Origin of the sequence: Blautia sp. LMAG:36, from assembly GCF_008680535.1 — a bacterium.
In the GTDB taxonomy this organism is placed as follows: Bacteria; Bacillota; Clostridia; order Lachnospirales; family Lachnospiraceae; genus Blautia_A; species Blautia_A fusiformis.
In genome coordinates this window covers 373,061-399,381 of record NZ_NALB01000007.1, presented here as the reverse complement: position 1 = coordinate 399,381, position 26,321 = coordinate 373,061, and the positions used below count along the sequence as shown (strand labels likewise).

At 42.5% G+C, this 26,321-nt stretch carries 23 protein-coding genes, 3 pseudogenes and 1 riboswitch; of the genes and pseudogenes, 24 read left to right on the top strand and 2 right to left on the bottom strand.

Going from position 1 to position 26,321, the window contains the following annotated elements; translation table 11 throughout:
* The first annotated feature begins 239 nt into the window (after positions 1-239).
* Positions 240-321, top strand: a riboswitch (ZMP/ZTP riboswitch).
* Positions 322-394: 73 nt separating this feature from the next.
* The 7 genes from CCC17_RS11280 (at position 395) to CCC17_RS11250 (ending at position 6,933) form a co-directional block, all read left to right on the top strand.
* On the top strand, positions 395-2,080 hold the full coding sequence (locus tag CCC17_RS11280; protein WP_287083115.1) for a formate--tetrahydrofolate ligase: 1,686 nt from the start codon (positions 395-397) through the stop codon (positions 2,078-2,080).
* Between the two features lie 550 nt (positions 2,081-2,630).
* Positions 2,631-3,164, top strand: coding sequence for a methylated-DNA--[protein]-cysteine S-methyltransferase (locus tag CCC17_RS11275; protein WP_110102908.1), 534 nt, complete (start codon positions 2,631-2,633; stop codon positions 3,162-3,164).
* Between the two features lie 107 nt (positions 3,165-3,271).
* Positions 3,272-3,580, top strand: coding sequence for an MGMT family protein (locus CCC17_RS11270; protein WP_015527257.1), 309 nt, complete (start codon positions 3,272-3,274; stop codon positions 3,578-3,580).
* A gap of 73 nt (positions 3,581-3,653) precedes the next feature.
* On the top strand, positions 3,654-3,995 hold the full coding sequence (locus tag CCC17_RS11265; RefSeq protein ID WP_129976074.1) for a hypothetical protein: 342 nt from the start codon (positions 3,654-3,656) through the stop codon (positions 3,993-3,995).
* 131 nt (positions 3,996-4,126) lie between these two features.
* Positions 4,127-4,579, top strand: a complete 453-nt coding sequence (locus CCC17_RS11260) for a MarR family winged helix-turn-helix transcriptional regulator (protein WP_110102910.1) — start codon at positions 4,127-4,129, stop codon at positions 4,577-4,579.
* Positions 4,569-5,921, top strand: coding sequence for an MATE family efflux transporter (locus tag CCC17_RS11255; RefSeq protein ID WP_287083114.1), 1,353 nt, complete (start codon positions 4,569-4,571; stop codon positions 5,919-5,921). The genes CCC17_RS11260 and CCC17_RS11255 overlap by 11 nt, the downstream gene beginning before the upstream one ends.
* Positions 5,922-6,045: 124 nt before the next feature.
* A complete protein-coding gene (locus tag CCC17_RS11250; RefSeq protein WP_021977018.1) occupies positions 6,046-6,933 on the top strand; it encodes a putative ABC transporter permease in 888 nt (295 codons plus the stop codon).
* A gap of 80 nt (positions 6,934-7,013) precedes the next feature.
* On the opposite strand, the gene CCC17_RS11245 is transcribed toward CCC17_RS11250, so the two are convergent.
* The gene (locus CCC17_RS11245; RefSeq protein ID WP_015527251.1) at positions 7,014-7,559 is read right to left on the bottom strand and encodes a biotin transporter BioY; all 546 of its coding nucleotides are present in this window, start codon (positions 7,557-7,559) and stop codon (positions 7,014-7,016) included.
* Positions 7,560-7,660: 101 nt separating this feature from the next.
* Positions 7,661-8,632: a biotin synthase BioB gene (bioB, locus tag CCC17_RS11240; protein ID WP_287083113.1), complete on the bottom strand. Its 972-nt coding sequence runs from the start codon at positions 8,630-8,632 to the stop codon at positions 7,661-7,663.
* Positions 8,633-8,939: 307 nt separating this feature from the next.
* Between bioB and CCC17_RS11235 the strand changes: the two genes are divergently transcribed.
* From CCC17_RS11235 to CCC17_RS11160, 17 genes and pseudogenes are all read left to right on the top strand, one after another.
* Complete coding sequence (locus CCC17_RS11235; protein ID WP_287083112.1) at positions 8,940-10,277, top strand: TrkH family potassium uptake protein; 1,338 nt, start codon at positions 8,940-8,942, stop codon at positions 10,275-10,277.
* 19 nt (positions 10,278-10,296) lie between these two features.
* Positions 10,297-10,944, top strand: coding sequence for a potassium channel family protein (locus CCC17_RS11230; protein WP_118063961.1), 648 nt, complete (start codon positions 10,297-10,299; stop codon positions 10,942-10,944).
* A gap of 85 nt (positions 10,945-11,029) precedes the next feature.
* The gene (locus CCC17_RS11225) at positions 11,030-12,613 is read left to right on the top strand and encodes a DUF4118 domain-containing protein (protein WP_287083110.1); all 1,584 of its coding nucleotides are present in this window, start codon (positions 11,030-11,032) and stop codon (positions 12,611-12,613) included.
* Positions 12,606-13,358, top strand: coding sequence for a response regulator (locus tag CCC17_RS11220; RefSeq protein ID WP_287083109.1), 753 nt, complete (start codon positions 12,606-12,608; stop codon positions 13,356-13,358). Before CCC17_RS11225 ends, CCC17_RS11220 begins: the two co-directional genes overlap by 8 nt.
* Positions 13,359-13,417: 59 nt before the next feature.
* On the top strand, positions 13,418-14,731 hold the full coding sequence (locus CCC17_RS11215) for a sedoheptulokinase (RefSeq protein WP_287083108.1): 1,314 nt from the start codon (positions 13,418-13,420) through the stop codon (positions 14,729-14,731).
* 201 nt (positions 14,732-14,932) lie between these two features.
* A pseudogene (locus CCC17_RS15230) lies at positions 14,933-15,037 on the top strand (TnpV protein); the annotation flags it as partial.
* Positions 15,016-15,141: pseudogene (locus tag CCC17_RS15225) on the top strand (ORF6N domain-containing protein); the annotation flags it as partial. The pseudogenes CCC17_RS15230 and CCC17_RS15225, both read left to right, overlap by 22 nt.
* A gap of 349 nt (positions 15,142-15,490) precedes the next feature.
* A pseudogene (locus tag CCC17_RS11205) lies at positions 15,491-15,652 on the top strand (ketopantoate reductase family protein); the annotation flags it as partial.
* A gap of 71 nt (positions 15,653-15,723) precedes the next feature.
* Positions 15,724-16,503 carry a hypothetical protein gene (locus tag CCC17_RS11200; protein ID WP_287083107.1) on the top strand — a complete coding sequence of 260 codons (780 nt, stop codon included), beginning with the start codon at positions 15,724-15,726 and terminating at the stop codon, positions 16,501-16,503.
* A complete protein-coding gene (locus CCC17_RS11195) occupies positions 16,503-17,309 on the top strand; it encodes a class I SAM-dependent methyltransferase (protein WP_287083106.1) in 807 nt (268 codons plus the stop codon). Before CCC17_RS11200 ends, CCC17_RS11195 begins: the two co-directional genes overlap by 1 nt.
* Before the next feature lie 13 nt (positions 17,310-17,322).
* Complete coding sequence (locus CCC17_RS11190) at positions 17,323-18,258, top strand: acyl-CoA thioester hydrolase/BAAT C-terminal domain-containing protein (protein ID WP_161209044.1); 936 nt, start codon at positions 17,323-17,325, stop codon at positions 18,256-18,258.
* A gap of 116 nt (positions 18,259-18,374) precedes the next feature.
* Entirely contained in the window at positions 18,375-19,004 is a 630-nt protein-coding gene (locus CCC17_RS11185) for a TetR/AcrR family transcriptional regulator (RefSeq protein ID WP_227573844.1), read from the top strand.
* Positions 19,005-19,180: 176 nt separating this feature from the next.
* On the top strand, positions 19,181-20,935 hold the full coding sequence (locus CCC17_RS11180) for an ABC transporter ATP-binding protein (protein WP_287083105.1): 1,755 nt from the start codon (positions 19,181-19,183) through the stop codon (positions 20,933-20,935).
* A 1-nt stretch (position 20,936) separates the two neighbouring features.
* Complete coding sequence (locus CCC17_RS11175; RefSeq protein WP_287083103.1) at positions 20,937-22,676, top strand: ABC transporter ATP-binding protein; 1,740 nt, start codon at positions 20,937-20,939, stop codon at positions 22,674-22,676.
* Between the two features lie 208 nt (positions 22,677-22,884).
* Positions 22,885-23,034 (top strand): hypothetical protein, encoded by a 150-nt coding sequence (locus CCC17_RS11170; RefSeq protein WP_156906918.1) that lies wholly within the window; start codon positions 22,885-22,887, stop codon positions 23,032-23,034.
* Positions 23,035-23,139: 105 nt separating this feature from the next.
* Positions 23,140-25,722 carry an ATP-dependent chaperone ClpB gene (gene clpB / locus CCC17_RS11165; protein WP_287083102.1) on the top strand — a complete coding sequence of 861 codons (2,583 nt, stop codon included), beginning with the start codon at positions 23,140-23,142 and terminating at the stop codon, positions 25,720-25,722.
* A 285-nt stretch (positions 25,723-26,007) separates the two neighbouring features.
* Positions 26,008-26,181 (top strand): DUF4250 domain-containing protein, encoded by a 174-nt coding sequence (locus CCC17_RS11160; RefSeq protein ID WP_110925881.1) that lies wholly within the window; start codon positions 26,008-26,010, stop codon positions 26,179-26,181.
* Positions 26,182-26,321: the final 140 nt, after the last annotated feature.

Here is a 26,321-nt window from a genome sequence, read left to right as displayed (position 1 = left end):
TGTGGTAATATGTTTATGGCGTCTGGACAGTCGCATTAACGGATGACCAGTACAAGATACGATTAAATAACAGAGGATTTGATGAAAAAAGATATGTACGAATGTTGGAGAGAAAACTAATACATAGAACGGAAATGATTCAGAAAATTAGACTTAGCTCACTTTAAAAGTGAAAAAATAATTTGATAATTTCTTGACAAGTACTAATAAATATGTTAGTATTCAATCATCAAATTAATAAAGTCTTCGGTGACTGACGGAGTTGTGGGATAACCACGAGGGAGCCGGAGATTCGATGAGTCGACCGTCTGGGCAGTATTTGAAAAACTTCAGATACTGCTCTTTTTTATGGGATAAAAGATGCAGACGGTTGCAGCGGAGAAAGGAGAACATTATGGGATTTAAAAGTGACATCGAGATTGCACAGGAGTGCACAATGGAGCCAATTACCAAGATTGCAGAGAAAGCAGGTATTGATGACAAATATCTGGAGCAGTATGGTAAATACAAAGCAAAGATCGACTATAATCTCCTGAAAGAAACAGACAAAAAAGACGGCAAACTGATTCTTGTGACAGCTATCAACCCGACACCGGCCGGGGAAGGAAAAACAACTACAACGGTAGGTCTTGCAGATGGAATGCAGAGACTTGGAAAAAATGTTATGGTAGCTCTTCGTGAGCCATCCCTGGGACCGGTATTCGGTGTCAAAGGTGGTGCGGCAGGCGGCGGCTATGCACAGGTAGTTCCGATGGAGGATATCAACCTTCATTTTACCGGTGATTTCCATGCAATCGGTGCGGCAAACAACCTTCTTGCAGCAATGATCGACAACCATATTTTCCAGGGAAATGAGCTGAACATCGACCCAAGAAAGATCACCTGGAGACGTTGCGTGGATATGAACGACCGTCAGCTTCGTAATGTAGTAGATGGACTTGGCGGAAGAACAAACGGTATGCCGCGTGAGGACGGATATGACATTACCGTAGCATCTGAGATCATGGCAGTTCTCTGTCTGGCAAGTGATATCAAAGATCTGAAAGAGAGACTTTCCAGAATCATCATCGGATACACTTATGGCAAGGTTGCTGAGCAGAAACCGGTAACAGCAGGAGATCTTCACGCAGAGGGTGCTATGACAGCACTTCTGAAGGATGCCCTGAAACCAAACCTTGTTCAGACACTGGAGCATGTTCCGGCAATCGTTCACGGCGGACCATTCGCAAACATCGCTCACGGATGTAACTCCGTAACAGCTACAAAGATGGCTATGAAGCTTGCTGATTATGCCATCACAGAGGCTGGATTCGGTGCTGATCTTGGAGCTGAGAAATTCCTGGATATCAAGTGCCGTATGGCAGGTCTTACACCAAGTGCCGTTGTTATCGTAGCAACCGTACGTGCTCTGAAATATAATGGCGGTGTTGCAAAAGCGGATCTTAACAATGAGAACCTCGAGGCTCTTGAAAAAGGTATCCCGAACCTTCTGAAGCATGTAAGCAATATCAAAAATGTATATAAGCTCCCATGTGTGGTAGCTATTAACGCATTCCCGACCGATACCAAGGCAGAGCTTGATTTTGTGGAAGCAAAATGCAGGGAGCTTGGCGTAAACGTAGCACTTTCAGAGGTATGGGCAAAAGGTGGCGAAGGCGGAATCAAGCTCGCTGAGGAAGTAATCCGTCTTGTTGAAGAGCCGAATGACTTCACATATGCTTATGAGCTGGAAGGCTCCATCGAGGACAAACTGAACCAGATCGTACAGAAGGTTTATGGTGGAAAGAAAGTGGTTCTTACAGCAAATGCCCAGAAGCAGGCGAAACAGCTGGAGGCACTTGGATTTGGCAACTGCCCGATCTGTGTAGCTAAGACCCAGTACAGCTTAACAGACGACCAGACAAAGCTTGGTGCTCCGACAGATTTCGAGGTAACAGTAAGAAATCTTAAGATTTCCGCAGGTGCAGGATTTATTGTTGCACTGACAGGTGAGATCATGACCATGCCAGGACTTCCGAAAGTACCGGCAGCAACCAAGATCGACGTAGACGAGAGCGGTAAGATCACAGGACTGTTCTGATATAAAGATTTTTTGAGGGGAATTCAGATAGAAAGCGGTAGAGCCTGCAAAAATAGAGGCTCTGCCGCTTTTTATATTGTTGTGGAGAGAGTATTGAAAAACTTTTAAAAGCAGGAAAAACACTGGGTTTGACGATCCCGTGATACGAATTTGATACGAAAATCCCCGGAAGTGGTCGAGACTTCCGGGGGTTCTTGTTCCGTTTATGTAAGGTGGTTTAATCCTTTAGGCTGTTACTGCCTGTCGTTTCTGTCCAGCCTAGCCACAGTTGCCATAACAGAAACAAAGAAAGTAATTATAGAACTTGTCATAGGACTTTACATCCTTTCAGCTGGAGGTTCGGCAGCAACAGCATTATAGCATGTTCAAAACAAAAATGGTATAATATTATAAATTGTCAAGAATATCAGCAATCTCCTGCTGCTTGTTGGGATAAAACTCACAATGTCGAGGAAATCGCAGAGGGGACGCGCATGTGACATTTGTGTTAATTAAGAGGAATGCTATAGAAAATATTGTAGAGATAAATGAATGTGGGGGGGGGGAAAATATGGTATACACATGCAAATATAAATCGCTAATCGGAGATATTTTACTTGCTGCAGATGAAATCGGACTTACCGGTTTGTGGTTTGAAGGACAGAAATATTTTGCAAATACACTTCCGGAAGATTATGTTCCACAGGAAACGAAAATTCTCACAGAAGCAAAAAAATGGCTGGATGTATATTTCTCCGGTGAAGAACCGAACTTTACTCCACCACTTCATCCGAACGGTTCAACATTCAGAAAGGCAGTGTGGCAGATTTTACTGGATATTCCCTATGGACAGACGATTACATATGGAGAAATTGCGCGCAGAATTGCAGTGATGAAAAACACTTCCCATATGTCCGCCCAGGCAGTAGGCGGTGCGGTTGGACATAATGAAATTTCCATTATCATTCCCTGCCATCGAGTCATAGGAACAAATGGAAGCTTGACGGGCTATGCCGGAGGAATTGACAAAAAAATTTCACTTCTTAAGCTGGAACATACAGATATGAGCCGTTTGTTTATTCCAAAGAAAGGAACTGCACTGTAAAACTCAGGCTGAGAGGACGGTCTGGTACAGGCGTCCACGAAAAGACAGATATTTTATTTATGAAAGCATGCTATGAAAATTGCCAGCAGGATTTCGGAGGAATAATTATGGGAAAAATACTGGATGAAGATTTAATCTACGAGATACTGTCCGTGGTGGAAGAGATACCTGAGGGAAAAGTGGCCTCCTACGGACAGATCGCACGGCTGATCGGGCGGGATAAAAATTCACGTCTTGTAGGAAAAGTCTTAGGTATGGCAGAATTTTACGGGAAGTATCCCTGCCACAGAGTTGTGAACCATGCAGGGCGTACTGCACCAGGCTGGAGAGAGCAGAAGATGCTTCTGGAAGACGAGGGTGTGGAGTTTAAGGCAAATGGATGTGTAGATATGAAGCAGTATCAGTGGGAGGAGTAGTGTTTTATGAATTGTAGAAATATGATGCAGATCCCGGAGCTTACAGAAGTTCTGAAGCTGAAAGCAGGGGAAAATGGTCTGGAGTAGTTTGTCCGATGGTGCTATTTTGCAGACTGCCTGCAGTGCATCAAAAGTGAATACAGGATTGAATAACTATATCCATGGAGGAGAATTCGTAGTTCTGACAAATCCCAGTGTCACCGACGACAGCCGGAAACTCGTGCTGGAGGAAAAGGACAGAAACGCCGCAGAGCAGCTGTCTTCCTCTATTCTGGATGCAGAACATTTAAGCCGAGAGCGTGTGATGGCACAGGCCAGATATCTGAACCTTGCACCGCTTACCATGACCGATGAGCAGATGGAGAAAGGACTTGAGATCTTTGAAGCTTCTCTGAAAGAGGCATTAGAAGCATAGATTAATAGAAAGTTACTCTGTAATAGAAAGCTACTCTGTAACAGAAAAATAAAACATGCTTGACAAACCATAAATTCCTCGTATAATTATCAATGGTAATTAACTAAGATAATTATATAAGGAGTTTTTTTATGACAAATGAAAAGATCAAGCGGATGTTTGATGCGTTTTATCAGGCAAAGCGGATCCGGGATATGCTTCCGCCACTGCCTCAGGGGGTGATGCCATCCTACATACAGTATCTGGATGTGATCCATTCTCTGCAGAGAGAAAAAAAGGATATCCGGCTCTCTGATATCAGTGATGCCATGAACCTTCCGCGTCCGGGTGTTACCAGAACAGTGAAAGAAATGGAGACAAAGGGATATCTTCAGAAGCTTACGTCTCCGGATGACGGGCGCGTTACTTACATTTCCATAACAGAAAAAGGAGAGATGCTTTCCAGGAAGTATGATCAGGATTATTTCAGCAGTCTGGCGCCCTATCTTTCAGAGATTTCCGAAGAAGAAGCAGACAATATGATCCGGACCATCGGGAAATTTTATCAGATCATGTGTGACAGGAGGGAACATTATGACAAATGATAAGGCAGATTTTACCCAGGGAAATATCCTGAAGAAGCTGGTTGCATTTATGATGCCGGTACTCGGTGCGCTGATCCTGCAGGCTGCCTATGGTGCGGTCGATCTTCTTGTAGTTGGAAGATTCGGTTCCACATCCGGACTGTCAGCGGTTTCCACCGGAAGTCAGGTACTGAATCTTGTTACCTTTGTAGTGATCCAGTTTGCTATGGGTATCACAGTTCTGATCGCACGTTATCTTGGAGAAAAAAGACCGGAGCAGATCGGCTCTGTTATCGGTGGGGCTGCGATCGTTTTTACCATGATATCTGTCGTGCTGTTTATTGTTATGGTAGGCTTTGCACATCCGATCTCCGTGCTGATGCAGGCACCAGACGAAGCGGTAGTGCTGACTGCATCTTATGTACGGATCTGTGGCAGCGGAATTTTCTTTATTGTCGCGTATAACCTACTGTCTGCTATTTTCCGTGGCCTTGGTGACAGCAAATCTCCGTTGCTGTTTGTGCTGGTGGCATGTATTGTAAATGTGATCGGAGATCTGGTACTGGTAGCCGGGTTACATATGGATGCAGCAGGAGCAGCTATTGCTACGGTTTCTGCTCAGGCCTTAAGTGTTGTATTTGCAGTAGTTCTGCTGATAAAGAAGAAGCTTCCGTTTACCATTACAAAAAAAGATTTCCGGCTGAATCCCCAGTGCAGACGTTTTCTAAAGATCGGACTGCCGCTGGCACTTCAGGAATTCCTGACACAGATTTCATTCCTTGCTTTGTGTGCATTTGTCAATCGCCTGGGTCTGGAAGCATCCTCCGGTTACGGAGTTGCATGTAAGATCGTAAACTTTGCCATGCTGGTTCCAAGCTCTCTGATGCAGTCCATGGCTTCCTTTGTTTCACAGAACGTAGGAGCCGGAAAGCCGAAACGTGCGAGAAAATCCATGCTTACGGGAATTGGAGTTGGCCTGTTTGTGGGATGCCTGGTATTTATCCTGATCCTGCTGAAGGGTGATGTGCTGGCAGGATTCTTTTCAACAGATGCCGGCGTTATCCAAAAGGGCTTTGATTATCTGAAGGGGTTTGCTCCGGAGACACTGGTAACGGCTGTTCTGTTCAGTATGATAGGCTATTTCAACGGAAACAACCAGACCATATGGGTTATGGTCCAGGGCCTGATCCAGACGCTTCTGGTACGACTTCCAATGGCGTACTTTATGAGTATCCAGCCGGATGCCAGCCTGACAAAGATCGGTCTTGCAGCACCGGTATCTACCACAGTGGGAATCATTCTGAACATCGGATTCTTTCTGTACTTTACCCGTGTGAAAAAAGAAATTGTTTCGGAAGAATGACCGGATAAAGGGATGTAAATGAGAGGGGTGATATGATATAATCAGAATCACCCCGGCAGAGGTGATGGTACTGACCCCTGAAATAGCTGCCGGAATCTTGACAGCTGTAAAGGAGGAGTACAGGATGATTTGCGGGATGACGTATTTTCAGATATGTCTGTATTTTTTGTTTTATTCTTTTGGAGGATGGGTCGTTGAAGTTATCTTCCATGCAGTAACATTAGGAAAGGTTATAAACCGGGGATTTCTCAACGGTCCGGTATGCCCGGTGTACGGATTTGGTGTACTTTCCGTGTTTGCATTGCTTAATACGCTTCAGAGCGGCGGACATCAGATGAGTGAGGGAATGATCTTTCTGTTTGGAATCGTTCTTGCAACTGCGGTGGAGCTGGTTGCCGGATGGCTTCTGGATGTATGCTTCCATGCAAGATGGTGGGATTATTCAAATAAGCCGCTGAATTTTCACGGCTATATCTGTCTTGAGTTTTCCCTGATATGGGGACTTGCCATTGTGATGGTCGTAAAGGTTTTTCAGAAGTATGTGGAGCGTCAGGCTTCTCATACACCTTCCACACTGGAATGGGTTGTTATGGCAATTCTGTATGCGGTGTATCTGGCTGATCTTATTGTAACAGTGGCGGTGATTCGCGGACTGAACAAGAAGCTTACCCGACTGGATAAGGTACGTGCGGATCTGCGGATCGTGAGTGATAAGCTCAGTGATACTCTGGCAACAACTACCATTGATACAGCACAGAAGGTGGGAGAGGGAAAGGTTCAGGTTGCTCTTGCTAAGGCAGAGCTCAGAGATGCGACTGTGGCTCAGAGAGAAAAATCTGCCGAAATGCTTCGGATGAAGAAAGCGGAGCTTCAGGCACAGTTTGATGAGCTGTCAAGCTCTATCACAAACCATACGGTATTCGGTCAGGGAAGAATCATTAAGGCTTTCCCGGAGATGAAGCACAGAGATTATTTTGAACTGATCCAGGAACTGAAGAAAAAACTCAGATAAGAAAAATGAAACGCGATAAAGAGGCAGCAGGAAATGTTGGAAATTTCCTGCTGCCTCTTTTGGAGTATCAAAATTTCTGCTTATCGGATTCGTTTCTTTATCATTGGTCCGATGATCATGGCGATGATCATTTTTATGAGATCTGCCGGGATAAACGGAATTACACAGATTCCAAGAGCTGCTTTGAAAGTGGAATCTGCAACGATGCAGAACCATACAGTTCCGAAAAGATAGCATACAATTGTTCCTGCGATCATACCAACGAGCTGGATCAGAGGTTTATGGCAGTTGTCAATTACCAGTCCGGCAATAACAGCCATAACGATAAAGCCGATGATGTATCCGCCTGTAGGACCGGCCAGCTTTGCAGGGCCGCCGGTAAATCCGGAAAATACCGGAAGACCTACAAGTCCAAGCAGAAGATAGATCAGATAGCTGATGGTTCCTTTTTTCCATCCGAGAAGATACAGGGACAGATAAATGGCAAGATTGGTAAATGAGATCGGAACCGGACCGATTGGAATGGACAGCGGCGCAAGAATACAGGTGACAGCTGCCATAAGAGCGGTCATGGTGATCTCGTAGGTTTTTGTACGTGGTGCAGAGACAGTATTTGTCTGGTTCATATTAAAAGAGCCTCCTTTGAAAAAGGTAATATATTTACTGGTTCGGGTAAGCAATGAAATGCTGTAAGTGTGTATGATAGGTCATATGTCCATAAGGATGCTTACGCAGATTCAATCTCATAGGTAAATCCTGCATCCGTAATGGTTTTGAGAGTGTCTTCGATTCCCTGACCACCTTCTGTAAGATAACCGGAAGCAAAAATAGAGTCTACAACACTGAGCAGTTTTTTTTCTTCGCCTTTAAAATAAACTTCTCTTCCGGCAGCACATCGGATATCTGCTTTAGGTACAAGAAGTCTTGCCAGGCAGAGGACTTTCATGCAGTATTCGGTTGTTAGCTGGGAAATATCTGCATTTCCGAGAGGAGTTCCCTTGATCGGAAGAAGAAAGTTGATCGGCAGTGCTTCCGGCTGGATCTCACGTAATTCCAGAAGCATGTCAACAACGTCTTCCTTACTTTCACCCATGCCAATGATACCGCCGCTGCAGATCTCGAAACCAAGTCCCTGAAGCATATGGATGTTCCGGACACGCTGGTCAAAGGTATGTGTACTGCAGATATTATGATAAAAGGAACGGCTGCTGTTCAGGTTATGGTTGATCCGGTCAAGACCAGCCTCTTTGAGCATTTTTGCCTGGTGCTCTGTGAGAAAGCCTATGGAGCAGCAGAGATGGGTTCCGTGTTCTTTCATTTTGCGGATCCTGCGGGCCAGCTCCTCGATCTCTTTATCTGTAAATTTCATACCACTCAGTCCGATACAATGTCTGGATAAATGATACTCATTTACGAAATCATTGTCCTGATATAATTTGTCTTCATCTACCCATTTGTATTTATCAATATCGGCAGTGGAACGACATGACTGGGCACAGTAGGCACAATCCTGGGAACAGTTACCACTGCGGGCATTGGTAAGGATGTGGATGCTTACCCGGTTTCCCTTATATTTGTAACGTAAACTGCTGGCACGGTTGATCAGTGCCTCAAGTTCTTCGTCCGGAGTATCTAAAATTGCAATGGCTTCATCTCTGGAAAGCGATGGAGCTTCTTTTTCGCATGATGCAGTGTTCATGTCAATACCTTCCTTTTGAGTTTTTTTGTACGGGTATCACTTTATCACAGAGAAATATCGAATGTCAACTACAAATATAAAATGAGTTTACAATTAAAAACTGTAGTATTAAGGTAATGCTTAGGATCATCAAAGCAGGTAATTTCCTTGATTCGGTTAAAATAATTCTCAATTCAATATCATATCTTTATAAAATCTTAATACGGAAGCAGAGAATTTTATACTATCTTTGAAAGTAGTTATATATAATAAAATGCATTACGAGGATAGCACTGTTAAAAGTATTGATAAGGAGTTCTGATCATTTATGCCGGAAAAATCATATAAGAAAAAACATATGACATCTTTTCAGCTGATTATCATGGGGTTTGCAGGAGTGATCCTTTTGGGAACCGTTCTGCTGATGCTTCCATTTTCTTCTGCGGAGAAAGTGATCACACCATTTCATGAGGCACTTTTTACAGCCACTTCGGCGGTATGTGTTACAGGTCTTGTGGTAAAGGACACTGGAAGCTACTGGTCCCTGGCAGGCCAGACGATCATTCTTGCACTCATACAAACAGGTGGGCTTGGAGTAGTGACTGTGGCTGCGTCTGTTTCCCTTCTTTCCGGAAAGAAAATATCCCTCATGCAAAGAAGCACCATGCAGGATGCAATTTCAGCACCTAAAGTTGGAGGAATCGTCAGACTGACAAGGTTTATTTTGAGGGGAACATTTTTGATCGAAGCTGCAGGGACGGTGTTGCTGCTGCCGGTTTTTATGGGAGATTATGGAAAAAAGGGAATCTGGATGTCAGTCTTTCATTCGATCTCTGCCTTCTGCAATGCCGGATTTGACATTTTGGGAACAGCCTCCGGTTCTTTTCCATCACTGACAGAGTATTCCGGAAATATACTTATAAATGTAGTGATCATGTTGCTGATCATTATAGGTGGAATCGGTTTTCTCACCTGGGATGATATTTATACAAACAAACTGAACTTTAAACGCTACCGCATGCAAAGCAAGATCATTCTCATGACTACCGCATGTCTGATCTTATTTCCGGCAGTTTTTTTCTATATCTGTGATCTGACAAAATTACCCATGGGAAAACGCCTGTTGGCAGCAGCGTTTCAATCGGTAACGACAAGAACTGCCGGATTTAATACTATAAACATTTCAGAGATGAGTGAGGCATCAAAAGCAGTTATGATATTGTTAATGCTAATTGGTGGTTCACCGGGATCTACAGCAGGTGGAATGAAAACAACAACTTTTTCAGTACTTATTTTAAATGCAATTGCGACATTTCGAAGTCAGGAAAATGCAGGGGCTTTTGGTCGAAGACTTGAATATCATGTGATAAAAAATGCAGCGACAATCGCTATATTATATTTTGCCTTGTTTTTTGGCGGCGGAATAGCGATCAGTGTGTACGAAGGCTTTCCGCTTTTAGATTGTCTGTACGAAGCTGCTTCAGCTGTTGGTACGGTAGGTCTGACTCTGGGAATTACACCGGAACTTCATGTTTTTTCACAAGTCGTGTTGATCATACTGATGTATCTGGGACGTGTAGGTGGTCTGACCCTGATCTATGCGGTATTTTCCGGAAGAAATAAGGGAAATGCAAAGCTTCCTCTGGAAAAAATCACAGTTGGATAAGAAGGAGAAAAATAATATTATGAAAAATGTATTGATTATTGGACTTGGAAGGTTTGGAATACATATTGCCATGCAGCTCAATCAGCTGGGACATGAAGTTATGGCAGTTGACTGGAAGGAAGAAAGAGTGGACAAAGTACTGTCGTTTGTGACGAATGCTCAGATTGGTGACAGTACCAATGCTGAATTTTTACAGTCCCTTGGAATTGGAAACTACGACATTTGTTTTGTGACCATTGGAGACAGCTTTCAAAATTCTCTTGAAACAACATCCCTTCTAAAAGAACTGGGCGCAAAATTGGTGATATCCAGAGCTGAACGTGATGTTCAGGAAAAATTTCTTTTACGCAATGGTGCCGATAAGGTAGTTTATCCAGAAAAGCAGGTGGCAAAATGGGCCTCCATCCGTTATACAGATGATCATATCCTGGATTATATGGAGGTGGACGCTTCCCATGCAATTTTTGAAGTGGAAGTGCCGGAAGAATGGGTTGGAAAAACAGTGGGCGGACTTGACATCAGAAAACGCTACAATATTAATATCCTGGCAGTAAAAAATGAAGAGGAATTCAGTATTGCAATTTCTCCGGAAACGTATTTTGCAGAGAATGATAAATTACTGGTATTAGGAGAGTACAGAGCTCTTCAGAAGTGCTTCCGCATATAGCTCATTGCCATGAAGAAAAAATTTTGACCACAGAACAGCTGCGTGATATAATTCCAGAAAACAGTAGCAGAAGGAGAATGACAGAATGAGCTTGAAAATGGAGGATACAGTAAAAAACAGAACCTATCCGAAACGGCCATTTGCATGGTATGTGGAAAAACCGTCCGCAAAAGATTACTTGCTGACGGTTTTTATATTTGCAGTATGCACTTTGATTGGCCTGCTGTTTCAGAAACTGGATCTTACGGATACAAATATTGTAACGATATACATTCTGGGCGTATTGATAACTTCGATCGTGACAGATGGTTATCTTTGCAGTGTAGCCGGATCCTTTTTAAGTGTATTCTTATTTTGCTTTTTCCTGACGGAGCCAAGGATGTCTTTTGAGATATATGCGGTGGGATATCCGGTGACATTTTTCATAATGCTTATTTCGTCCGTACTTACAGGAACCCTTGCGGCAAAGCTGAAAATGCATGCAAAGCTGTCTTCACAGATTGCCTTTCGCACACAGGTTCTGTTTGATACGGATCGTCTGCTGCAAAAGGCAAAAAGTGAGACAGAAATCCTCGGAGTTACCTGTACACAGCTGATACGCCTGTTAAACCGCAGCATCACGGCATATGTTGTGGAAAATGGAACTTTATCAGAAGGAAAGCTTTTTTCCGGGGAAAAAGAGAGCACAGAGGATTTTCTGACACAGGAAGAACAACAGGCGGCCAGATGGACTTATGAAAACAGACAGCGTGCCGGCGCATCCACACAGTATTTCTCACAGGCAAAATGCTTATATCTGGCAATTCGAAGCGGGAATAATGTTTATGGCGTAATCGGGATCCCTCTGCAGAAAGAAACACTGGACTCTTATGAATACAGCATCCTGCTGTCTGTAATAAATGAATGTGCACTTGCAATGGAGAATGTACAAAATGCCATAGAAAAAGAAAAAAATGCGGTTTTAGCAAAAAATGAGCAGCTGCGTGGCGATCTTCTTCGGGCAATCTCCCATGACCTGCGTACTCCGCTTTGTTCTATTTCCGGAAATGCAGATATGCTTCTCAGTAACAGTGACCGTCTGGATGAAGCTACAAGGTATCAGATCTACACGGACATTCATGAGGATTCAGAGTGGCTGATTGGAGTTGTGGAAAATCTGCTTTCCATTACCAGGCTCAATGATGGAAGATTGAAGTTTAAATTTACGGATCAGCTTTTGGATGAGGTAATAGCAGAGTCACTCCGACATATCAGCCGGAAGCATGATGAGTATAAGATCGTGGCGGACTGTGAAGAACTTGTTCTTACACGTATGGACGTGCATCTTATTATACAGGTGTTGGTAAATTTGATCGATAATGCGATAAAATATACGCCGTCAGGCTCTGTCATCAGCATTCGGGGGGTCAAAAAAGCCGGGAAAGCGCAGATAAGCGTGGAAGATAACGGCCCCGGAATTCCGGATGAAATGAAGCCACATATTTTTGAGATGTTTTATACAGGGAAAACGACCGTTGCAGACAGCCAACGGAGTCTGGGGCTTGGCCTGGCACTTTGCCGCTCTATCATAGAAGCTCACGATGGAACACTGGTTCTTTCAGATCATGCTCCGCATGGATGTAATTTTACTTTTACTTTACCATTAAGCGAGGTGACATTAAATGAATAAGACATTAATTCTGGTGGTTGAGGATGACAGACCCATACGGAACCTGATCGTTACCACATTAAAAACACATGACTATAAATATCTGGCTGCAGACAATGGGGCTTCAGCCATTTTGGAGGCTTCATCACACAATCCGGATATCGTTCTTCTGGATCTTGGTCTTCCTGATATGGAAGGAGTAGAGGTAATAAAAAAAATCCGTACCTGGTCGAATATGCCTATTATCGTGATCAGTGCCAGAAGTGAAGATATGGACAAAATAGAGGCACTGGATGCGGGTGCAGATGATTATATCACAAAACCATTTTCAGTAGAAGAATTACTTGCGCGTATCCGTGTCAGTCAAAGGCGGCTTGCCATAACGCAGGCAGGAAAACAGCCGGAAACATCTGTTTTTGAAAATGGTGGATTAAAGATAGATTACACGGCTGGCTGCACATTCCTGAAGGATAGAGAACTGCATCTGACGCCCATTGAGTATAAGCTGCTCTGCCTTTTATCCCGTAATATTGGAAAAGTATTGACACATACATATATTACTCAGCAGATCTGGGGACGCTGCTCGGAAAACGATGTTGCTTCTCTCAGGGTTTTTATGGCAACACTGCGGAAAAAACTGGAGCCTGAAAAAAACGGTGTACAATATATCCAGACGCACATAGGAATTGGATATCGCATGCTCAGAATCGAGAAACCTGAGCAGGAAACCAAAAAAGATAGCATTAATCCTCAAACGATAATATAATCATCTCATATGATGACAGTTTCTATAGTAAAGATCATAGAAAAGGACGGAAACAGACGATGAAGATCATGGGGATTGATATCGGCACAACAACAGTCAGTGTCGTAATGACAGACACAGAAACGGGAAAGCTGCTTGCAAGGGAAACAGTGGAGCATAATTCTTTTCTGCGGAGCAGTAAGCCGGAACAGAAGCTGCAGGATCCGGAACGGATCTATGAGATCGTCCGGGAGCTTCTTATAAAGCAGCAGAAGGAGAATGGTTTGCCAGATGGAATAGGGTTTACAGGGCAGATGCATGGAATGCTGTATGTGGATGCTTCCGGCAAGGCAGTGAGTCCTCTCTATACCTGGCAGGATGGAAGCGGAGAGATTCCGCTGGAAAACGGAAAAACCTGTGCAGAGCTTTTGCAGGGAGTAGGTGCGGCGGCGTCCGGATATGGTGTAGTGACACATTTTTATCTTCAGAAGAAAGATCAGATCCCGAAGGATGCTGTAAGGATGACGACGATCAGTGATTATATTGCTATGCGGCTGTGTGAAAATACTGTCCCTGTTATCGGACTTGACATGGCGGCAAGCTGGGGCTGCTTTGACCTGCGAAAACAGGAGTTTCTGTATGAAGCCCTGGAGCAGGCCGGCGTAGATACTTTTTATCTGCCGGAAGTAAGAAAGGGACATTTTTTAGTCGGAGAAACAAGAGCCGGTGTGCCGGTAATGGGATCGATCGGTGACAATCAGGCGAGTCTGTTTGGTTCCGTCCGGGATCTTAAAGATACCGTACTCCTGAATGTGGGAACCGGCAGCCAGGTTTCCTTAGTGACAGAGAAGTTTATAGAATGCAGCGGCAGTGTGGAGCTTCGCCCCTGTACCGAAAACAGCTATATCCTCGTGGGAGCTTCCCTGTGTGGTGGTCGTGCGTATGCGATGCTGGAACAGTTTTACAGAGAAACTGCAGAAACTGAAGAAAGACTGTATTCCCGGATGCAGGAGCAGGCAGAAAAATTTATTGAAACATACGGAAAAGAAGCTGCATGGAAAGTAGATACAGCTTTTTCAGGGACAAGAAGTGATCCGTCTCACACGGGCATGATCGCAGGAATCGGTGTAGAGAATTTTCATCCTGGTGCATTGACGGTCGGTGTGATCTGTGGGATCCTTAACGAACTGCATGAGCAGTATGAGCAGATGTGTCAGCTCACCGGAAAAAAGGCCACACGCCTGACTGGCTCCGGAAACGGAATTCGCCGAAACCCGCTGATGAGAAGACTGGCAGAAGAAATGTTCAAAATGCCGATGGAGATTCCTGAATATGAAGAAGAGGCTGCATATGGAGCTGCACTTACTGCGGGAAAGTTGGTTGCGGTAATGTAAGAAAAATTTTGTTTGACTTTTTGAAAAAGAGGCAATATAATTACAAGAAACGAGTAAATAGTTCACAGCTTGGATATGACAGATGTGAGAAGCTTGTTATGGAATGTAGTAAATAATGAAATCTTCATGGTGAAAGTGGATTAAAGAAAATGTGATGAGAGCATTCATGAGTAAGTAGCGAAAGCGGATTGCGAATGTCCTATTTATATAACGTACACGAATGTAAATGGATATCTGATCCTGAATCTCACCTATAAATCCGGTGAGCAGATGGAGCAACTTGGCAAGCATATCATGTTGGTGCGTCTTTGAAGGACGCAGGTAAAAAATGTTTTGGAATTAATCTGATTGAAGATGCAGGTATTGTAAGAGATATTTTAAAGAGAGTGGAATTAGAAACAGAAGAATAGAAAAGTAAGTTATGCAGAAAGGCGTGAGTCATAAGAATATGGCTTGCGTCTTTTTCTGTCTGGAAAGGAAGTGGGGGAGCATGTAAATTATTATTTTAATGACCAGATGAGGGTATAAATTGCATTCCAAGTGCAGTGAATATAATGCGCATGAACATGAAATTTTAAATATTATGAAGACAAAATTTGGTTGATTAACCAGGTAAAAGTGATATACTGAATGCATAAGAAAAGAAACCGTGTGGAATTACAGTTTTGTTTTCACACGGTTTTTTAGAAAATGAGAGTTAGATATTACTAACATGAACACTGGCAGTTTTTTTGAAAATGAAAAAGAGGACGGATTTCTATGAGAATATTGATTTATGGTGCAGGTGTGATTGGATCCTTGTATGCGGTCTTATTTGCAGAAACTGGTTATGATACGAGTATTTATGCCAGAGGTAAAAGACTTGAGTTTTTAAAGAAAAATGGACTGCTTTATAAGAAAAACCAGAACATAAGGCGGGCAGGCACCAGATGAAATGAGGGAGCTGCATAAGCAATTTTATGCTTATATGAAAAAACTAAAGGAGGCCAGATATGAAATTTTATGAAAGTGGAGACAGTAGTAAACCAGTGATATTTTTATTTCCTGGTACCTGTTGCCTGTATAGTAGCTTTGATCATATACTGGATAGATTACATTCTTATTTTTACACGGTAGCAGTTTCTTATGATGGATTTGATCCAAATGAGAAAACAGAATTTTATTCAATGGAAGATGAATGCGAAAAGATTGAGCAGGAAATCAAGAAAAAGTATGATGGAAGAATTAAAGCAGCGTATGGGTGTTCCCTTGGAGGAAGTTTTGTATCCCTTTTGATTCAGCGAAAAAGAATTCATATAGATCATGGCATCATTGGGAGCAGTGATATGGATGAAGCTGGTCAGTTTATGGCGAAAATTCAGTCATCTGTAGTTGTGCCGATTATGTATAAAATGGTACATACTGGTAAATTGCCTAAATTTATGCAAAAGAAAATAAATGAAGCAGATAAATCAAAGAAAGAAATGATTGATGGATTTTTAAATATGTTCGGCATTGAGCAGGGAGGAAATCCATGGATTACGAAACAGAGTGTTTATAATCAGTTTTATTCTGATCTGGTTACGAAAGTCCAGCATGGAATTGATGTGCCGGGAACTACGATACACGTGTTTTACGCAACAAAGATGGGCAGAAAATATGAAAAGAGATATTGTACTTATTTTAAAAATCCGGATATTCGGAGACATAACATGCAGCATGAAGAACTGTTTTGCTGTCATAGTGCAGAGTGGGTGGAAGAAGTAAGAAAGGCAGTGGAAGGCGACAGATAATGAAAGAAAAAGTGAATGTGACAGGTGTGCCGGAAACGATGGTACAGACTCTGTATGCAAGAGCAAAAGAAACAAGAAAGAAAAATGCTAAAATAAACGACGAAATTGCAGTAGAACTTGTGAAAAATCTTGATTATGACTTTTCTAAAGCGGATAAAGATAAAGCCATGAACTATGGCGTGATTGCAAGAACAATTGTATTAGACCGGATGGTTGAGCAATATTTGGAGAAAAATGCAAATACAATTGTTATAAATATTGCATGTGGACTGGATACCAGATGTTATCGAATGAAAGGGAAATATCTGCATTGGTACAATATAGATTTGCCGGAGACTATGAAGATAAGGCGGCAATTTCTTCCAGAAACAGGTCCGATATATCAGATTGCAAAGTCTGCAATGGATGATTCCTATGTAGATGATATAGATTATCACTGTGAGAATGTTCTGGTAATAATCGAAGGGCTTACAATGTATTTGTGTGAAAAAGATATCAGAAAGATGTTTTTTATTATTGAAAAATCATTTCAGAAAGTAACCGTAATGGTCGAAACCATGTCACCTTTTGTTGTAAACCATGTGAAAGAAAAATCCATAGAGGGAAGCAATGCAAAATTCACATGGGGAGTTAAGAACGGAACAGAACTGCAAAGAATTGTGCCGGGATTTTCTGTTCAACAGGAAGTCAGTCTGGTTGAAGGAATGAAAAAGCTTATGCCGATTTATCGTGTGATAGGAAAGATTCAAATCGTTCGGAATATCTCAAACAAAATAATAGTTTTGGAGAAACGTGGCCGATATTAAGGAGATGATACAAATGAAGAAAAGACATTTTGATGTGGAAACAGATGGATTTTATGGTGCATACTGGAAATGCAAAACAGGATCAGACTGTGCAATGATTGCCATGATCGGGGATGATCCAGAGGATTATCTGGCGCGTACATCCGTGAAATGGCTACATAAACTCGGTGTGAATGTGATGACAATGTCACCTGGAAAAAAAGATTATGGACATCATAATTATCCATTGGAACGTATAGAGAAAGCAATCAATTGGTTAAAAGCACATGGTGATCAGAAGATAGGAATTGTCGGGGCATCTACTACAGGAACACTTGCATTGACTGCCGCTTCTTATTTTGAGGATATTACATTAACGATAGGTCTGACACCGAGTGATTTTATCTGGCAGGGGTTTATGCAGGGCAAAAAAGATGGCTGTAAGGAATGGCCGATTGAAGGAGAATCTCTTTTTTCTTACAAAGGAGAACCCCTTCCGTATATGCCATTTTGCTACAAACATCCGGATTACTGGCATGTGATTAAGAAAGAAACAAAACGGACCGGTGATATGATTAATTCAAGAAAACTGTTTGATGACTCGGAAAAGGCTCACCCAATCACAGAAGACGAGATGATCAAGATTGAAAAAATCCATGGAACGTTATTGCTGATTGGTGCGGAAGATGATGTGTTGTGGGATACTGCAAAATATATCCGCCGTATGAAGCAGCGTATGAAAGAACATTCACACACATGCAGATTGGATTATGTCATTTATGAGCATGGAACCCATTTCGTTTTTCCGGAGAGCATGCTAAAGACAATGCTCCCGGTTGGATCCGGACTCTTTGTGAAACTGGCATTTCAGGCAGCAAGAAAACATCCGAAAGAATGTCGCAGAGCACGTCTGGATATTGACTGGCGGGTAAGAAATGCTGTTGCAAAATGGAAAAGAGTAGATAGATAAAAGATAAAGAAAATCTAAACAGCAGACTTGACAAATTCCTATAATGAGTTAAAATATAACAGTGATATATAACACTGTTATATTTATGAAAAGAAAATTTTGAGGATACAAAAAGCATGTCGACGAAAGCAGAAGATACACAAAAAAATATATTAAATACAGCCAGAAAACATTTTCTGAAAGATGGTTTGACAGGAGCATCTTTAAGAAATATTGTAAAAGATGCAGGGCTTACTACTGGCGCATTTTACAAATATTATCCGACGAAAGAGGCACTTTTTGATGCACTGACGGATCCTTATATGGAACATATTTATCAGATTTATGACCAGATCGTTGAGGAGTTTGAAAAGCTTTCTGCCAGTGATCAGACAAGGAATATGTCGGATACATCCAGTGATGGGATGGAGAAGATGGTTGATTATATCTATGATCATTATGATAATTTCAGATTATTGTTGAAATGCGGAGACAGTGGAAAATTTGAACTATTCATACACAATATGGTAGAGCGGGAAATGAAGTCCAGCTTGAATTATATGGAAAAGATGAAAGAGAACGGTGTGAAAATACCGATTGTAGAGGAAAGCCTTATGCATATGATCTATACGGGATTTTTTTCATCAGTATTTCAGATCATTGAGCATGATATAGATAGAGAGACTGCAAAGAAAAATGTGCATCAGCTGAAAGAATTCAATACAGGTGGCTGGGAACGATTGTGGAATATTGAGTTTCCGGTATAACTGATGTAAGAATCCGGAATAGAATGTATGTGTTGCATGTTCTGGATTTCTGAACGAGAATCCGACAGGATAATAATATCAGGTGGCTGGTGCCAATAGGCCGCCTGTTTTATTATACATAAGTTAGATAAAGCTAACAAAAATAACAATAAAACGAACGTAAGGAGTGAACAGATGTGAAAGAAAAAAAGAAGTCGGCAGTCAGCTGGATCCTGACATGGGCCGGACAAAAAAGAATTGCCTATGTATGGAGTGTGTTACTTGCAATAGGAAATGTGATTTTTAAGATTTTGCCGTATTTTATTATTGCAGATGTAGTAAAGCTGTTTTTAAATGGTGAAAAGGAGTTTAAAACATATCTTGCAAAAGCGGTTCTGATCGCATTGTCGTTTATCATTGCAGAATTGCTTCATTCACTCTCGACAGCATTGTCGCATAAAGCGACGTTTGCAGTACTCGCAAATATAAGAAAATCCTGCTGTGACAAACTGGCACGGGTACCTCTTGGTTATGTAAAGGATACATCCTCCGGCACATTTAAGAATATCATGGTGGAAAGAATCGACAGTATCGAGACAACACTGGCGCATATTGTCCCGGAATTCACGTCCAATCTGCTGGCACCGATTGTGATTTTGATTTATTTCTTCCTGACAGACTGGAGACTGGCACTCTGGTCATTGGTGCCGGTTATAGTGGGATTTCTTTCCTATTTTGGAATGATGCTGGATTATAAACCAAGCTTCGAGAGAACGGTTCAGACAACAAAAGATCTGAATGACGCGGCAGTGGAATATATTGACGGAATCGAAGTGATCAAGGCATTTGGAAAGACAGAAAGTTCTTATGCAAAATTTACAAAGGCGGCTATGGCTTATGCAGATTCCTTTATTTCCTGGATGAAACGGTGCTCGATCTTTCATGGACTGATGATGGTGGTCACACCTTATACGCTTCTTACGGTATTGCCGTTTGGGGCACATTATGTAGCCAATGGAACACTTGCGATTTCAGATTTTGTCATCTGCATTATTTTATCACTTGGAATCGTTGGACCGTTGATCACAGTGGGTTCCTATACAGATGATCTTGGCAAGATCGGAGTGATTGTTGGTGAAGTGGCAGGAATTCTGGAACAGCCGGAGCTTGAACGTCCAGAGAAAAGTAAAAGTGTTCCAAAAGATAACTCCGTTACTCTTGAAGATGTCAGATTTGGTTATCACGACAAAGAAATCCTGCACGGAGTAACTATGGAGATGAAAGCAGGAACGGTAAATGCGATCGTAGGACCTTCCGGAAGCGGCAAGTCGACCATCGCAAAGCTGATTGCGTCCCTGTGGGATGTGGATTCCGGAAGCATCAAAATCGGTGGAGTTGATGTCAAAGAACTGGCATTTGCAGATTTTAATCGGAAAATTGCATATGTTGCACAGGACAATTATCTGTTTAATGAAACAGTCCGTGAAAATATCAGACAGGGAAATCCGGATGCTACAGATGAACAGATCATCGAGGTGACAAAGAAAAGTGGATGCTATGAATTTATCATGCAGTTGGAGAATGGATTTGATACAGTTGTAGGAGGTGCAGGAGGACATCTGTCAGGTGGCGAGAGGCAGCGTATCTCCATTGCAAGAGCAATGTTAAAGGATGCTCCGATCGTGATCCTTGATGAGGCAACTGCTTACACAGATCCGGAAAATGAGGCAATTCTGCAGAATTCTATCGCAAAACTGGTAGCAGGGAAGACCCTGATCGTAATAGCACACAGACTTTCTACTGTTAAGGACAGTGACCAGATCTTTGTTGTAAATGATGGAAATGTAACAGCACATGGCACACATGAGGAACTTCTGGTGTCATGCCCGCTTTATAAGGAAATGTGGAATGCCCATATTTCTGTAAAAGATACGGTGAAGGAGGGAGAATGATATGTTTGGGATTCTGGCAAAATTCTTTCGTTTTTCAGGCAGGGAAAATGGCAATAAATTTAAACTGTCGATAGTGATCGGACTCATAGAGGCTCTTGCTTCAGCAATGAAGATTCCGGCTATTATGTACATACTGATTGGTCTGCTGAGTGGGAAACCGACAGGAAAATATATTGGAGGCTCCGTTGCGATTATGGTTCTTGCAATTGTAGTCGACGTAATCTGCAAGAGATGCTCTACAGTGCTTCAGACAGAGGGAGGATATAATGCAAGTGCTTTTGTGAGAATCAAGATTGCAGAACATCTGCGATATCTGCCGATGGGGTATTTCAATTCCAACAGTATCGGGGAAATTTCTTCCATTACAACCAATACAATGGAAATACTTGGCGATGTGGCTGCGAGAGTGGTCATGCTGACCATGCAAGGAATTCTGGAAACATCCATGATCATTCTGATGTTGTTTCTTTTTGACTGGAGAATCGGACTGATCGCCGCAGCAGGAGTACTTATTTTCTTTGGGGTCAATTCTGTGATGCAGAATGCGGGTGAAAAAGATTCAGAGCAAAAAGTGGTATGCGATATGGAGCTTGTAAACCAGATCATGGAGTATCTGCAGGGAATATCAGAAGTTAAATCATATAACTTGCTTGGGAAACAGGCGAAAAGATTAAATGATGCAAATGAAGCATGTGAAAAGATCAATACAAAGATGGAAATGCTGTTTGTGCCCTATCATTTTCTGCAAAGTGTGATAACCAAAATTACAGGTGCTGTGATCGTGGCTTGCAGTGCATATTTTTATATTAATGGAACTATGAGTGCGGTCTATGCGATCGGTATGACAATTTCAGCATTTATGCTTTATGCCAGTCTGGAATGTGCAGGAAATTATTCATCTCTTTTACATGTGGTAAGCGTATGTGTAGATAAAGCAAATGCAATATTGGAGCTGGATACCATGGATATCGACGGTAAAGAAATACAGCCGGAAAATTACGATATCAGACTTTCTAATGTTTCGTTTTCTTATGACAAACGGAAGATCATTGATGATATATCGCTCTCTATTCCGCAGAAAACGACGACAGCAATCGTTGGACCATCTGGTGGAGGAAAATCAACGCTTTGCAATCTGATTGCCAGGTTCTGGGATGTGGATTCCGGAGAAGTGACACTTGGAGGTGTGAATGTAAAAGACTACAGCATGAACAGTCTGATGAGTAATTTCTCATTTGTGTTTCAGTCGGTGTATTTGTTTGCAGACACCATTGAGAATAATATTAAATTCGGACGTCAGGATGCAAGCCATGAGGAAGTGGTGGAAGCGGCGAAGAAAGCATGTTGTCATGATTTCATCAGCAAACTTCCGAATGGATATGACACAGTGATCGGAGAAGGAGGAGCCACACTTTCCGGTGGTGAGAAGCAGCGTATTTCGATAGCCAGAGCGATTATGAAGGATGCGCCAATCGTCATATTGGATGAAGCAACGGCAAATGTTGATCCGGAGAATGAAAAGGAGCTGATGGATGCAGTAGATGCACTTACAAAGGAAAAAACGATTATTATGATTGCCCACAGATTAAAAACAGTCAGACATGCAGACCAGATTGTGGTTGTTGAAAAAGGAAGAATTGCACAGCATGGAACACATGAGCAATTAATGAAACAGGAAGGTATTTATAAGAGATTTGTGGATGCAAGGCAGCAGGCGGTAAGTTGGAAAATGGTGCACTGAGAAATAATCCACAGTTGGTGAATATCCAAATTGAATTGTCTGAAAGAGATTTAATTTAAGTTTCGCTAAGTTTCACTTATATAGGCAGAATGAGGGATATTCAATAAAGTAATATGAAAAAAGCACTGAAAACCGTTGGATTGATATGCTCCCCATATGGTAGACAATGGAAATATCCAAAAATCTATCATATGAGGAGCATATTTTTATGTCTAGGAAACAGTATAGTAAGGAGTTGAAACTTGAGCTCGTAAAGAAACACCTTCCAATAAAAGAGCATAAAGGGCTAAAGGCGGAAATTAGTTTTTCATTTTACGGTTGCAAAAAAATAACACAAAAATTAGCACTCACCTCTTGACAGTGCTAACAAATAGTGTTATAGTTCTCCTAGAACAAGAAAAAAGCACAGCATTTCCAGTATGCGAATATTGGAAATGCTTTTCATAGAATAGGAGGAAAGCCTATGAATATCAGTAAATTTACACAGAAATCCGTACAGGCTGTCCAGGATCTTGAGAAGGTTGCTTATGAATATGGCAATCAGGAGATCGAAGAGGAACACCTTCTGTATGCCTTGCTGACACAGGAGGACAGCCTGATCCTTAAGCTGATCGAGAAGATGGAAATCCAGAAGGAATATTTTATTGATACAGTTAAGAGGGCACTGGATGCCAGAGTTAAGGTTTCCGGTGGAGAGCTTCGATTTGGTCAGTATCTGAACAAGGCACTGGTCAGTGCAGAGGATGAAGCGAAGGCTATGGGAGATGAGTATGTATCGGTTGAGCATCTGTTTCTTTCCATGCTGAAGAATCCAAGCCCGAGCATGAAGAAGCTATTCAATGAATTTGGTATCACCAGAGAGCGTTTTCTTCAGGCATTATCTACAGTCAGAGGAAACCAGAGAGTTGTCAGTGACAACCCGGAGGCAACCTATGATACCCTGAATAAATACGGTGAGGATCTTGTGGATAAGGCGAAGAACCAGAAGCTTGATCCGGTGATCGGCCGTGATATGGAGATCCGGAATATTATCCGTATCCTTTCCCGTAAGACCAAGAACAACCCGGTTCTCATCGGTGAGCCTGGCGTTGGTAAAACAGCAGCCATCGAGGGACTGGCACAGCGTATTGTGGCAGGAGATGTACCGGAAGGTCTTAAGAATAAGAAGATTTTTGCCCTGGATATGGGTGCGCTGGTTGCAGGTGCCAAGTATCGTGGTGAGTTTGAGGAACGTCTGAAAGCGGTACTTGAGGAAGTGAAAAAGAGCGAAGGACAGATCATTCTGTTTATCGATGAGCTTCATCTGATCGTGGGTGCAGGTAAAACAGACGGCGCCATGGACGCAGGAAACATGCTGAAGCCTATGCTTGCCAGAGGTGAGCTGCACTGTATCGGTGCAACAACTCTGGATGAGTACCGACAGTACATTGAGAAGGATGCTGCACTTGCCCGTCGTTTCCAGCCGGTTATGGTAAATGAGCCGACAGTGGAAGATACCATTTCCATTCTCCGTGGCCTGAAGGAAAGATATGAGGTATTCCACGGTGTTAAGATCACAGACAGTGCATTGGTTGCAGCTGCCACACTTTCACACAGATACATTACAGACCGTTTTCTCCCGGATAAGGCCATCGACCTTGTTGATGAGGCCTGTGCGCTGATCAAGACGGAACTGGATTCTATGCCGACAGAGCTGGATGAGCAGAGACGTAAGATCATGCAGCTGGAGATTGAGGAGTCTGCCCTGAAAAAAGAAACTGACAACTTAAGTAAAGAGCGTCTGGCTGATCTGCAGAAAGAACTTGCAGAGCTGAGAGATACTTTTAATACCCAGAAAGCTCAGTGGGATAATGAGAAGCATTCCGTAGAGAAGCTCCAGAAATTACGTGAGCAGATCGAGGATATCAATAAACAGATCCAGAAAGCAAAACAGAATTACGATCTGGAGAAAGCAGCAGAGCTGCAGTATGGTGAGCTGCCGAAGCTTCAGCAGCAGCTGGAGATTGAGGAAAAGCAGGTTAAGGAGAGTGACAGAAGCCTGGTACATGAGGCTGTTACGGATGATGAGATCGCACGTATCATTTCCAGATGGACCGGTATTCCGGTAACCAAGCTGACAGAAGGTGAGAGAACCAAACTGCTGGGCCTTGAGGATGAGCTGCACAAACGTGTAGTAGGACAGGATGAGGGTGTTCGTCTTGTAACAGATGCGATCCTTCGTTCCAAAGCCGGAATCAAGGATCCCACAAAGCCGATCGGTTCCTTCCTGTTCCTTGGACCAACCGGTGTTGGTAAAACAGAGCTTGCCAAGTCTCTGGCTGCCACACTGTTTGACGATGAACAGAATATGGTCCGTATCGATATGAGTGAGTACATGGAGAAATATTCCGTGTCCCGTCTGATCGGAGCGCCTCCAGGATATGTCGGATATGAGGAAGGCGGACAGCTGACAGAGGCCGTTCGAAGAAAACCGTACAGTGTTGTTCTTTTTGATGAGATCGAGAAGGCTCACCCGGATGTATTCAATGTACTTCTGCAGGTACTGGACGATGGACGTATCACGGATTCACAGGGACGTACGGTTGATTTTAAGAATACGATCCTGATCATGACTTCCAACATTGGTTCTCCGTACCTTCTTGACGGTATCGACGAGAAGGGAGATATCAAACCGGAGGCACAGGAACAGGTTATGAATGATCTTCGTGGTCATTTCCGTCCGGAATTTCTGAACCGTCTGGATGAGATCATCATGTTCAAGCCGCTGACCAAGGATAATGTAGGTAAGATCGTAGATCTTATGGTCAAAGAGCTCAGCGACCGTCTGGCTGACCAGGAGCTTTCTCTGGAGCTTACAGATGCTGCCAAACAGATGGTAGTGGATAACGGTTATGATCCGGTTTACGGCGCACGTCCTTTGAAGCGTTATCTCCAGAATTATGTGGAGACACTGACAGCCAAGAAGATCCTTTCCGGTGATGTACATGCCGGAGATACCCTTGTGCTGGATGTGAAGGACGGAGCGTTTACCGTCAGCACGAAGTAAAAAATAACTCCATAAAGTTATGATAGATTGACAAGGAAAAGAACTGTCGGTTCTGATAGAAATCCATTTCAGGATGAAAATCGGAACCAGGCAGTTCTTTTTTGGACAAGGAATGGAATATTTTTATCAGATACTGAAGAAATAAAAAATCCTGAAAAATTTTTTACTGGCTCTTGACAAAAAATAAAATTGGTAAGATAGTAAATCTGATATTTCAGATCAGACAGCTATCCAGCAGCATCTGGGATATTGGATAAATATCAGATAAAAGGATGGAAACAGATTATGATACCAAAGGACCCGGTAATGCTTTTAAGCTATGTGAACACGCAGCTGAGGGATTTTTACAGTTCCCTGAATGCTTTCTGCGAGGACAGAGGACTTGACAGGAAAGAACTGGAGGATAAGCTTGACATGATCGATTATGCTTATGATCCGGCTGTGAATCAGTTTGTATAAGAAAATCAGGAACAGAAAGAAGTACCCGTTTCGAATAAAAAAACGAAGCGGGTATTTTTTTTGCGAAAAAAATAGGAAAAACAGCAGAAAATAAATTAGCTTGACAAATTAATTAATAGATTTCAGGTGGAAATTAAAGA